Source organism: Orrella sp. 11846 (assembly GCF_048820935.1).
GTDB lineage: Bacteria > Pseudomonadota > Gammaproteobacteria > Burkholderiales > Burkholderiaceae_B > Algicoccus.
In genome coordinates, this window is sequence record NZ_JBMERD010000015.1 from 16,798 (window position 1) to 28,015 (window position 11,218).

The 11,218-nt window shown below is 50.9% G+C and carries 10 protein-coding genes; 5 read left to right on the plus strand and 5 right to left on the minus strand.

Features of this window, described 5'->3' with window-relative positions; translation table 11 throughout:
- Nucleotides 1-72: 72 nt before the first annotated feature.
- Complete coding sequence (locus tag ACOI06_RS11925) at nucleotides 73-540, minus strand: peroxiredoxin (protein ID WP_420662812.1); 468 nt, start codon at nucleotides 538-540, stop codon at nucleotides 73-75.
- On the minus strand, nucleotides 537-986 hold the full coding sequence (locus ACOI06_RS11930; protein ID WP_420662813.1) for an Mth938-like domain-containing protein: 450 nt from the start codon (nucleotides 984-986) through the stop codon (nucleotides 537-539). Before ACOI06_RS11930 ends, ACOI06_RS11925 begins: the two co-directional genes overlap by 4 nt.
- A gap of 305 nt (nucleotides 987-1,291) precedes the next feature.
- Here ACOI06_RS11930 and alaC point away from each other — a divergent pair, with 305 nt between their 5' ends.
- From alaC to thrC, 3 genes are read left to right on the plus strand one after another with little or no spacing between them, the layout of a single operon-like run.
- Nucleotides 1,292-2,476, plus strand: coding sequence for an alanine transaminase (gene alaC / locus ACOI06_RS11935; protein WP_420662814.1), 1,185 nt, complete (start codon nucleotides 1,292-1,294; stop codon nucleotides 2,474-2,476).
- Complete coding sequence (locus tag ACOI06_RS11940) at nucleotides 2,476-3,780, plus strand: homoserine dehydrogenase (RefSeq protein ID WP_420662815.1); 1,305 nt, start codon at nucleotides 2,476-2,478, stop codon at nucleotides 3,778-3,780. Before alaC ends, ACOI06_RS11940 begins: the two co-directional genes overlap by 1 nt.
- The gene (gene thrC, locus ACOI06_RS11945) at nucleotides 3,780-5,189 is read left to right on the plus strand and encodes a threonine synthase (protein ID WP_420662816.1); all 1,410 of its coding nucleotides are present in this window, start codon (nucleotides 3,780-3,782) and stop codon (nucleotides 5,187-5,189) included. Before ACOI06_RS11940 ends, thrC begins: the two co-directional genes overlap by 1 nt.
- A 114-nt stretch (nucleotides 5,190-5,303) precedes the next feature.
- Here thrC and hpnE read toward each other — a convergent pair whose 3' ends face one another.
- From hpnE to hpnC, 3 genes are read right to left on the minus strand one after another with little or no spacing between them, the layout of a single operon-like run.
- The gene (hpnE, locus tag ACOI06_RS11950; protein WP_420662817.1) at nucleotides 5,304-6,692 is read right to left on the minus strand and encodes a hydroxysqualene dehydroxylase HpnE; all 1,389 of its coding nucleotides are present in this window, start codon (nucleotides 6,690-6,692) and stop codon (nucleotides 5,304-5,306) included.
- Nucleotides 6,689-7,567, minus strand: a complete 879-nt coding sequence (hpnD, locus tag ACOI06_RS11955; RefSeq protein WP_420662818.1) for a presqualene diphosphate synthase HpnD — start codon at nucleotides 7,565-7,567, stop codon at nucleotides 6,689-6,691. Before hpnD ends, hpnE begins: the two co-directional genes overlap by 4 nt.
- Before the next feature lie 4 nt (nucleotides 7,568-7,571).
- Complete coding sequence (gene hpnC / locus ACOI06_RS11960; protein WP_420662819.1) at nucleotides 7,572-8,432, minus strand: squalene synthase HpnC; 861 nt, start codon at nucleotides 8,430-8,432, stop codon at nucleotides 7,572-7,574.
- A gap of 131 nt (nucleotides 8,433-8,563) precedes the next feature.
- Between hpnC and alr the strand changes: the two genes are divergently transcribed.
- Together alr and radA are read left to right on the plus strand one after the other, a co-directional pair.
- On the plus strand, nucleotides 8,564-9,751 hold the full coding sequence (gene alr, locus ACOI06_RS11965; RefSeq protein ID WP_420662820.1) for an alanine racemase: 1,188 nt from the start codon (nucleotides 8,564-8,566) through the stop codon (nucleotides 9,749-9,751).
- Nucleotides 9,752-9,825: 74 nt separating this feature from the next.
- On the plus strand, nucleotides 9,826-11,208 hold the full coding sequence (radA, locus tag ACOI06_RS11970; RefSeq protein WP_420662821.1) for a DNA repair protein RadA: 1,383 nt from the start codon (nucleotides 9,826-9,828) through the stop codon (nucleotides 11,206-11,208).
- Nucleotides 11,209-11,218: the final 10 nt, after the last annotated feature.

Below are 11,218 nucleotides of genomic sequence, written 5' to 3' on the forward strand. Positions count from 1 at the left end.
AATAGCGGAGCTTTGGATAGGCGTGGCGTCTAAAACAGCCTGCTGGCTGAAAGGATCTCAAAATAAAACGCATCAAGCGATGGTTTTTGCTTGTTCAATAACCTCAGCGACATGGCCAGGCACTTTGACTTTGCGCCAGATTTGAACGAGCTGACCCTCACGATCTAGTAAAAATGTACTGCGTTCAATGGTACGCACTTGCCGCCCGTACATCATTTTTTCTTTCATAACACCGTAAAGGTTACAGATGGTTTCCTCAGGATCTGCAATGAGCGCAAAAGGCAGATCGAGTTTTTGATGAAACTTCTGGTGTGATGTCATCGTGTCGCGTGAAACACCCAGAATGACACAATCGGTCTCGGTAAATGCTTGAGCTTGATCCCGAAAGTCGGATGCCTCGGTCGTGCAGCCAGGCGTATTGTCACGAGGATAAAAATATAGAACAACTTTTTGACCACGTAACTCACTGAGACGGACCGAACCTTGTGTGCTTTCACCTTCAAAATCTGGAGCGGTTTGTCCAATCGTTAATTCACTCATGATGTGGTTTCCTTAGTTGGTAAGAGGGCGGCGATGACACGTCGGCCTTCAGCCATTAGGACGTTGTATGTGCGCGCAGCGGCTGGGGTGGACATGGCTTCTACACCAATGCCGCGTTTTTGTAATATGGCCAAGAGGCTATGGGCGAGCAAGATTTGCTTTGCACCGGTCCCAATCAGTAAGACTTCTGGTTGATCGGCACTGACCGTCGGGCCGTCATCGTCTAGAAATGCCATTGGGTCTGCAGATTTTTTGTCGAGTCCGCAAATCGTTTTTAGCGCATCAGGTGTAATGTCAGCCGTACTAATGGCATCCCAAGTGCGAATCTCACCTTCAGGCTCAAAAATGACGGCATGAGGGTAGCGCACCTCGTTAATCTCGATGAAGTCATCACCATATGCAGTGACGGTATTGAGTGATTCGGTGTCAGTCGTGTGCAGTTTCAAGCAGAAATCTCCCGTTTTGTGTGCACATTGATGATAGCGCACCCATCCAGATCTGTATGTAAATCTGTGGTTTCCTGCTGGTGTTGATGAAAAAATACGCAAAATCTTTCGGTATGATGAGATTTGTGCGAGGTTAGAAGGGTGACTGATCGCGCACAGGCTTCTAAAGCACTACAATCTGATACCACTTGCGGCGACTCGATATTGCTCTGCAGCATGGATTCGCCGTTTCTCGTTGTGCACCGCTTTGGCGGTGTACCATTCTGGTTTTGTCACCTAACTCGCTTTCCACAAAAGGATCGACAGTGAAGAAGTTCCCACGGATTGAACGGTTGCCTCCGTATGTATTTAATATCACGGCCGAGCATAAAATGGCCGCAAGACGACGTGGCGAGGACATTATTGATATGTCCATGGGGAATCCCGATGCGCCCACTCCGCAGCATATTGTGGATAAGCTGGTTGAGGCGGCAACTCGACCCACAACGCACGGATATTCCGTTTCACGCGGCATTCCGCGTCTCAGAAAAGCGATTGCGGATTGGTATCAGCGTCGTTATGACGTGACGCTGGATCCAGAAACTGAAGCCATTGTGACCATTGGTTCTAAAGAGGGTCTGGCGCATCTGATGCTGGCCACATTGGATACGGGCGATACAGTTCTGGTGCCCAATCCAAGCTACCCCATTCATATCTATGGTGCGGTGATTGCGGGAGCGAACATACGTTCTGTGCGGATTTCACCCGGAGTGGATTTCTTTGAGGAACTTGAACGCGCAGTACGCGAATCGATTCCGAAACCTAAGATGATGATTCTGGGTTTCCCAAGCAATCCGACTGCCCAATGTGTAGATCTGTCATTTTTTGAGCGAGTGGTCGCACTTGCCAAAGAACACGATATTCTGGTCGTGCATGACTTGGCTTATGCAGACATCTGTTTTGATGGGTATCAGGCACCTTCGATTTTGCAAGTGCCGGGGGCACGCGATGTGGCCGTTGAGTTCTTTACCATGAGTAAGAGCTACAACATGGCAGGCTGGCGCATTGGCTATATGGTGGGTAATTCGGAGCTGGTCAGTGCCTTGGCACGGATTAAGAGTTACCACGATTATGGAACGTTTACCCCATTGCAAGTGGCTGCGATTGCAGCACTGGAGGGTCCCCAAGATGTGGTGCATGAAATTACGGCGCGTTATCAAAACCGTCGTGATGTGTTAGCCAAAGGTTTGCAAGAAGCCGGCTGGGATGTTGAGATTCCTAAAGCTTCGATGTACATCTGGGCACGAATTCCAGACGCCTATCAGCATATGGGGTCTCTGGAGTTTTCTAAGCATTTGCTGGATCATGCCAAAGTCGCCGTCTCACCTGGGGTCGGTTTTGGGGATGAGGGCGATGAATACGTGCGATTTGCCTTGATTGAAAACGAGCAAAGGATTCGTCAGGCAGTTCGTGGGATTAAAGATATGTTTCGTAAGGATGGGTTGCTTTAATGGAAGCTATCCGAGTTGGTTTATTGGGTCTGGGTGTCGTCGGTGGTGGCACCTGGAAGGTTTTGCGTCGTAATGCACAGGAAATTACACGCCGTGCAGGCCGTGCCATTGATGTGGTTCAAATTGCGACACGCAATGTCGAAGAAGCCAAACAACGTGTGGGTGCAAATATTCCAGTCACTACGGATGCCTTTGAGGTTGTTCGTAATCCGGAAATTGACATCGTGGTCGAACTGATCGGTGGAATTGAACCTGCCCGCGCCTTGGTGCTTGAAGCCATTGCGCACGGTAAGCACGTGGTGACGGCCAACAAAGCATTGTTGGCATTGCATGGCACTGAGATTTTTGAAGCCGCTTCAAAAAAAGGTGTGATGGTTGCATTTGAAGCCGCGGTGGCCGGTGGTATTCCCATCATCAAAGCGATTCGGGAAGGTTTGACTGCGAACCATATCGAGTGGGTGGCAGGCATTATTAACGGCACCACAAACTACATTTTGACCGAGATGCGTACGAACCAGTTGAGTTTTGCGCAAGCGCTTGAGCAAGCGCAGGCTCTGGGTTATGCCGAAGCGGATCCGACAGCGGATGTGGAGGGCATTGATGCCGCCCACAAGCTGACGTTGTTGGCCGCCATGGCTTTTGGGATTCCTGTGCAGTTTGATAAAGCGTATGTGGAAGGGATTAGCCGCCTCAGCGATGAGGATATTGAAATGGCACAATCTCTGGGCTATCGCATTAAGCTCTTGGGGATTACCCGCCGTCGTGAGCAGGGCATTGAGCTGCGTGTCCATCCGACGCTCGTACCAGCGGAGTCCATGCTGGCCAATGTTGAGAACGCGATGAATGCAGTCTTAGTCAACGGTGATGCTGTGGGTCAGACGCTTTACTATGGTCAAGGCGCCGGTGAAGAACCAACGGCTTCTGCAGTCGTCGCCGATCTCGTAGATGTCACTCGATTGCATACGGCTGATCCCGAACAGCGCGTACCGCATCTAGCCTTTCAACCGCAAGCGATTGCAGATACGCCGATTTTGCCGATGGATGATGTGTGGTGTGCCTGCTATCTGCGTATGACGGTTAAAGATGAGCCAGGAGTGCTGGCTGAGATTGCACGTGAGCTTTCCACTGCAGGTGTGTCGATCGGTTCGATGATTCAGCAACCGTGTGATGAGGAAGGCTCAGCTCAGCTGGTGTTCTTGACACATGAAGCCTTTGAGCGTTCGGTGAATCAAGCCATTGCAGCGATTGAAAAACTGCCCTTTATGCAATCTGAAATCACGCGTTTGCGAGTGGAAACATTCTGATGCAATACATATCGACACGGGGGCAGATGGCCCCTCAGCATTTTAGTGACGTCCTGTTAGAAGGTTTGGCACCGGATGGTGGTTTGGCTGTCCCGCAAACGTTGCCCAAGATCGATGCGCAAACATTAACAGCTTGGCGCGAGCTAACCTATCCCCAATTGGCGCTCGAGATTCTGAGTCTGTTTGTCACGGATATTGATCGTCAGACTTTGTCTGCCATGATTGATCGTGCATACGCAGCCGATAAGTTTCGTAGTGAATCGATTGTGTCGGTGCGTCCATTGGGTGATGAGGCGTATTTGTTGGGTGTGTCGGAAGGCCCGACATTGGCTTTTAAAGATATGGCCATGCAGTTTTTGGGTGAAGCGTTTGGTCATGTACTGACGCAGCGTCAAACAACCTTGAATATTCTGGGTGCAACCTCCGGCGATACAGGTTCAGCTGCCGAATACGCCATGCGACAGCATAAACAGGTGAGTGTCTTTATGCTCTCACCCAAAGGCCGTATGAGTGCTTTTCAGCGTGCACAGATGTATAGCCTGCAAGACGACAATATTCACAATATTGCCGTTGAAGGTGATTTTGATCAGGCACAAGAAATCGTCAAATCTCTGGCGAGCGATCTGGACTTCAAACAGAAGTACCGCATTGGGGCCGTGAACTCCATTAACTGGGCGCGCATTGCGGCTCAGATTGTGTACTACTTCTGGGGCTGGTTGCGTACCACAGAAACAAACGATCAGAAAGTGTCGTTTGCGGTGCCATCGGGTAACTTTGGCAATATTCTGGCAGGTCATTATGCGCGTCAGATGGGCTTGCCCGTGGCGCGTTTGGTTTTAGCCACCAACGAAAACAATGTGTTGGAAGAGTTTTTCCAGACAGGTATTTATCGTCCTCGTTTGCCCATCGATACCCATGTCACATCGAGCCCTTCCATGGACATTTCGAAGGCCTCAAATTTTGAGCGTTTTGTTTATGACTTGGTCGGTCAGGATCCTGAACGTGTGGCTAGTTTGTGGCAAGCCTTGAGCAAAGATGGTTCGTTTGACTTGTCTGAATATCTGCCAGCTTTTGAGTCGCAATATGGTTTTGTGGCGGGCAGTAGTTCCCATGGGGATCGCGTGGCCACGATTCGACGGGTGTTCGATGAGTATGGTGTTCTCATCGATCCGCACACTGCCGATGGTGTGAAAGTTGCTCAAGCCTTTGCGCAGCCCGGGATTCCGATGTTGGTGCTTGAGACGGCTTTACCCGCTAAGTTTGCAGAAACCATTGAAGAGGCGATTGGGCGTACGCCACCCATGCCTGTGGGTCTAGAAGATCTCGAAATACGTCCTCAGAATGTGGTTGAAATGTCTTGTGATGCGAGCGCAGTGCGAGCGTTTGTCGAAGCCAACGCCAATCTGTAATTGTTTAAAGATCGGTGATGTCATTAGCGTTTTTTAAACTCTGACTGACGCATACACAAAACAAATACCCTGGTTGTCCGATTTGAGTGGACTTCCGGGGTTTATTTATGGCTGTCATTCACTTAGTAATGCTTGCGCTGCTTCTTGACCACTGAGGATGGCGCCTTCAAGAACTGCAGGATAGCCCGTGTTCGTCCAGTCACCAGCGATTTTGAGATGAGGCCAGTCCGTGTGCACTGAAGGTCTTTGTAAGCCGGGTTGTGCGGCAAAGGTAGCGCGTCGGTCACTCAGAATTCGGCTTGTACGAATCGATAGCTTATCTGGGACTGTGTGTCCATTACGCTGTAAATCGGCTTTGAGTTGTGCCAAGAGCTGGGTCGGTAATTCGGATCGTTCAAACGTGACAGCTTGATCAGCATGACTAATGACAAATGACAGCTGCGCAGATTCTGTGACGAGATCTTTGGGTAAGAACGCATTGCGATCAAATACCCATTGTCCGGGCTGCAGTGGCTGTTGAACCTGTATGGACTGTTGGGGTTGTGTAGTTGTGTCCGTTTTAGGATGACCACCACTTAAGAGTAAGATCGAGTTTGGTAATCGCCAGGGTTGGTCAAGTGTCATGTAGCAAGTTGTGATGCTGTTGTAGGTCAAACTTTGCGCAGCTTCAATGATGTTGTTCAGGTATGGGTCAGATGCTGCGTGGTGACTGGTTGTTTGCAACAAACGGCTGGTTTCGTGCGGCGTGGTGGCAACAATGGCACCATCAAACGTTTCACCATCAATCTGAGCGTGCTGGTCTGTGAGTTCAATGTCTCGGATGCGTTTACTCGTTCGCAGTGTCAGATTTCGGGCTAGTGGCCCAATCCAGAGATCAGTTAGATTACTGCGTGCAATCAGCATATCCGCAGCTCCGGGTAAAGGACTGAGCAAACTGTCTTGAATCACACGGGCAAATAGCTGTGCGCAAGCGTTTTGAGGGGTCGTGTTGAGTGTGGCTAAGCACAGCGGTGTGATGAGCTTGTCACGGCTAGCAGGATCAATATGATGCTGATCGAGCCACTGATGAACGGTTTGTCCTGCAGATGGACTCGCAAAACCCAGTCGGACTTTGCTAAGCCAGGTCACTAATTGCCAACGTTCGCGTCGAGACAATCCCTGTGCTTGTGTAAATGCACTCAAGCGCTTTAAAGGTCCCGCATGAGTCTGATGGCTTTGGATTCGTATCGAGCCGTCTGCAGCGAGCCACTGTAAGGGTAGGCGAGTTAATACAAGTTCGGGTGCTGGATGAGCCTTGTGAATGAGTTTGAGCGTTTCAGTGTAGGCGCCAATTAAAATGTGTTGACCATTGTCGATATTGACTAGATCGGAGTCGGGCACACCTCTGGCGCGACCACCTGCAATAGCCGCCGCCTCAAAAACTGTGATGTCGTGACCCGCTTCAACGAGGGTTTGGGCTGCAGCCATACCAGCCCAGCCACCCCCGATGATGGCAAACTTCATGATCGATCAGTGTCTTGGCGAATTTGTCGGATGATCGGGCGAGCACCACCCACCCAGTTACGCCAAGCTAACCAGAGTTTACGAATTGGTGTCAACGAAATGCGCTGATCCAGAACAGCCCACTGCTCGGATTCGATTTCACCGAGTAGGGTGTAGTAAATCGCAGCCATCATTAGTCCGGGCCGTTGGGCGCGACGGTCAGTCTCAGGTAAAGCATCGACGGCTTCGCGGTAGAGTTCCCGAGCGCGCTGGGTTTCAAACGCCATGAGTGCAGTGAACTGTTCGGTATGAATACGATTGAGAATGTCGGCGGTTTTGACGCCATGTTGTTCTAAGTCATCAATGGGCAGATAAATGCGTCCACGTCGTGCATCATCGCCGACATCCCGAATGATATTGGTCATCTGAAATGCCAGCCCCAGCTTGGCGGCATATTCCATGGTGCGCTCATCGGTGTACCCAAAGATACCCGCAGACAATTCACCCACAACCCCAGCCACGTGCCAGCAGTATTTCTTAAGCGCAGGCCAATCTAGGTAGCGCGTTTGTTCCAAATCCATTTGCATGCCTTCAATAATGGCAAGCAATTTATCCTGTGTAATATGGCAGGTTTCTAAGTGCGGCTGTAAAGCTTTGGTGACTGGATGAGTTGGCACACCTTGATAGAGGTGTGCAACTTCTGTGCGCCACCATGCCAGCTTTTGGTGCGCAACGCTCACATCGGTGCAATCATCGACGACATCGTCGACTTCCCTACAAAATGCGTATAGCGCTGTGATGGCTTTGCGAGTTGCGGTGGGTAAAAATAAAAATGCGTAATAGAAGCTTGAACCGCTACGGGCGGCTTTGTCCTGGCAATAAGTATCGGGTGTCATAGGCTTACCATAAGGCGCGTAAGGCCATCTTGAGCCAATCCGTGCGCGTTAATGTCGGGCGACGTGTAAAGACGTCGTAGTCGACAGATTCCAATTTTTCCAGCACGCGCATTCCCCCTTGAACAATCATTTTAATTTCGAGCGCCACGCGACCTTTGAGTTGTTTTGTGAGCGGTCGCCCGAAGTTTAACAAGTCCTTACACTCAAGCACCTGATTCCCCATCAATTGACGCCAGTTCTCGTTGACAAGGCCGGCGGCAATCTGAGTTTCATCGACTCCAACGGCAGCCATGGCATCTTGTGGGAGATAAACGCGGCCTTTTTTCCAGTCGATAGCGACATCCTGTAAAAAGTTGATGCGCTGTAAAGCAGTGCAGATGGCATCTGAGCGGGTGAGTGCTATCTCATCGGTTTGGCCGAATAAGTGCAGTAAAAGCCGACCTATCGGATTGGCAGAACGTTGGCAGTAGTCGTTTTGTTGTGCTTGGGTGGCATACCGTTTGACGGTGATGTCTTGCTCAAAGGCCAGTAACAAATCGTTGAGTAAACTCACCGGTAGATCATGTTTTTGTATGGTTTGCGCGAGCGGAATAAAAATGGCTCGAAGTTGCGTGTCTTCACTTTTGATCGTGCCAGTCTGGGCCGCTTCAAACAATCGTTCTCGATAGTGAACCAATGCGTTTAAGCGTTCTTCGTCGCTTGCATCCCCTTCATCCGCAAGGTCATCGGCGGTGCGAGCAAACCAGTAAATGTGAACCACATCTTTGCGGATGCGCCGAGGCATCAGAACAGAGGCAACCGGGAAATTCTCATAGTGATCAACGCCTGTGACCGTACTAGTTTGAATGGAATGTAATTGTGTCATGGTGCCTATTGTAATGATGCCTTGCGAGACGTTACGGTGTCTGGCAGTGTTTGCTTGCAGTGCACAGTATAAAATGGGTGTCTAAGAGTACTCTACGTTAGACTTGTGACAACCAATTCGGGTGAAATTTCATGCCACGACCCATTAAAGCCGTTATTGACCTTGCTGCCTTGTCACATAATCTGGGACGTGTGCGCGCACACCTGTCACAAGCGACTGATTCTGCGTCTCATCAAAATACGCGGATTTGGGCAGTTATTAAAGCCAATGCTTATGGCCATGGGATTGAGGCTGCGGTGCAGGCGTTTGCAGCGGCCGATGGCTTGGCCATGTTGGACTTTGAAGAGGCCGTTCGCTGTCGCCAAGCGGGTTGGCAGGGCCCGATTCTAATGCTGGAAGGCTTTTTTGACGAAACAGACCTTGAGCTTTGTGTGCAGTTGCAGCTTTGGCCAGTTGTGCACGATGCTGATCAAATTGCAACATTGCAAAGTTGGGCGGCCAATGGTTCCAATCCGTTGTCTTCAATGCGCGTGTTTTTAAAGCTTGATACTGGAATGCATCGCTTGGGTTTTACACCGCAAACCTATACGCATGCATGGACGCAGTTGGAAGCGTTGAGAACTCAAGGCAGACTTTTAGGTATTTCGCACATGACGCATTTTGCGTGTGCGGATTCGGATGAGGGGCTGGCACCCGCTTTGGCGGTCTACACGAAAGTGACTGAAGATTTATTGGCGGATCATTGCTTGGCTAACTCAGCTGCAATCTGGCGCCATGCGCCACAAATTGTGGACGGTGCCGTTTGGCAAAATGCCACGACCAGTACAACTCAAATGCCAACCTCGGCCACAACCACTTGGGTACGACCCGGGATTTGTCTGTATGGAGCCTCGCCGTTTGATGATCGCCGAGCACAGGAAGATCTGCGATTGCTGCCTGCGATGACGTTGGAATCTCGAGTTTTACAGATCAGTACCGTCGCAGCCGGTGAAGGGATTGGCTACGGTTATAAGGATCGAGCCAATCAAGCAATGCGAATTGCGGTGGTCGCTTGCGGTTACGCAGATGGTTATCCAAGACATGCGCCGGCTGGGACGCCTGTGGGAACTTCAGCAGGGATTGCAAGCCTAATTGGTCGGGTCTCGATGGATATGCTGACGGTCGATATAACGCATTTGCCTAATGTGCAGCGCGGTGATCCGGTGATTCTCTGGGGACAAGACGGTCCGTCGGTCGATGAGGTGGCCAAACTCAGCGGCACGATTGGTTACGAATTATTAGCCGGTGTCACTGCGAGAGTCCCCCGCGTCGTGGTCTAGCCTCCTTCGCATTCAATGTAAGACATGAGCCAAGTGAGCATGATTCAGTGGTTTGTGTAAATTTCAGGAAATCAATGTCCAAAGTTAAAACGCAGTATGTCTGTCAGGCGTGTGGTGATATCAGCCCGAAATGGCATGGTCAGTGCCCATCGTGTCAAGAATGGAATACGCTCGAACAAATGGTGCGTCCAGCGGCCATGCCAGGTGGGGACCGCTATACATCGATGACGGGCGTACAAGCACAAGTCCAAAAACTCTCGGATGTGCAGGCTAGAGAATTGCCGCGTATGCCCACAGGCATTGCCGAGTTTGATCGCGTCTTAGGTGGCGGATTGGTGCGCGGTGCCGTGGTGCTCATCGGTGGTGATCCGGGCATTGGTAAATCGACTTTACTGCTTCAGGCGCTGGCGAGTGTCTCGCGTGCGCAGCGGGTGTTGTATGTAACAGGTGAGGAATCGGCTGAACAAGTGGCCTTACGGGCTCAACGTTTAGGTGTTGATGGTGCGGCCGTGGATCTGCTTGTTGAGATTCGTCTGGAACTGATTGAAGATCAGTTGCGTAAAACGCAGCCCGCGGTGGCGGTGATTGACTCGATTCAGACGGTTTACAGTGCGCAGTCGAATTCAGCGCCCGGATCGGTGTCGCAAGTTCGGGAGTGTGCTGCACAGCTCACTCGTTTGGCCAAACAAACGGGTGTGCCAATCGTCATGATTGGTCATGTCACAAAAGATGGTACGCTGGCTGGCCCCCGTGTTTTAGAGCACATGGTCGATACGGTGCTGTATTTTGAGGGGGATAGTCATTCCTCGTTTCGTTTGATTCGAGCATTTAAAAACCGCTTTGGCGCAGTCAATGAGCTGGGTGTATTTGCCATGACAGATCGTGGCTTGCGCGGCGTGGCCAACCCTTCAGCGTTGTTTTTATCGCAGCACTCGCGTGATGTGTCGGGTTCTTGCGTGATGGCCACACAAGAAGGCACGCGTCCCTTACTCGTTGAAATTCAAGCACTGGTTGATACCGCGTACGTACCGAATCCAAGACGCCTGGCGTTGGGTCTGGAGGGGCACCGTTTGGCGATGTTGCTCGCGGTGTTACACCGACATGCGGCGGTTGCGACAGCCGATAAAGACGTGTTTGTGAATGCCGTTGGGGGGGTGCGAATTACGGAGCCGGGTGCTGATTTACCGATTTTGTTGGCGATTCTGTCGTCGTTACAAGACAAGCCGTTGCCTGTTGGCTTGGTTTCATTTGGTGAAATTGGGCTCGCTGGTGAAGTGCGACCTGCAGTTCGAGGTCAAGAACGTTTGCGAGAAGCCGCCAAGCTTGGGTTTTCTGTGGCGATTGTGCCTGCTGCGAATGCACCGAAACAAGCGATTGAAGGTTTGCGCGTGATTGGTGTGAATCGACTTCAGGAAGCCATTGAAGCCGTTCTGAATTTGGCGAACCAGCAAGGCTGAGGATGAGTTT

What these genes read in the sequence shown, in the direction of transcription:
- ACOI06_RS11925 (WP_420662812.1), bottom strand. Translation starts at nt 540, where the DNA reads ATGAGTGAATTAACGATTGGACAAACCGCTCCAGATTTTGAAGGTGAA.
- ACOI06_RS11940 (WP_420662815.1), top strand. Translation starts at nt 2,476, where the DNA reads ATGGAAGCTATCCGAGTTGGTTTATTGGGTCTGGGTGTCGTCGGTGGT.
- thrC (WP_420662816.1), top strand. Translation starts at nt 3,780, where the DNA reads ATGCAATACATATCGACACGGGGGCAGATGGCCCCTCAGCATTTTAGT.
- hpnE (WP_420662817.1), bottom strand. Translation starts at nt 6,692, where the DNA reads ATGAAGTTTGCCATCATCGGGGGTGGCTGGGCTGGTATGGCTGCAGCC.
- hpnD (WP_420662818.1), bottom strand. Translation starts at nt 7,567, where the DNA reads ATGACACCCGATACTTATTGCCAGGACAAAGCCGCCCGTAGCGGTTCA.
- hpnC (WP_420662819.1), bottom strand. Translation starts at nt 8,432, where the DNA reads ATGACACAATTACATTCCATTCAAACTAGTACGGTCACAGGCGTTGAT.
- alr (WP_420662820.1), top strand. Translation starts at nt 8,564, where the DNA reads ATGCCACGACCCATTAAAGCCGTTATTGACCTTGCTGCCTTGTCACAT.
- radA (WP_420662821.1), top strand. Translation starts at nt 9,826, where the DNA reads ATGTCCAAAGTTAAAACGCAGTATGTCTGTCAGGCGTGTGGTGATATC.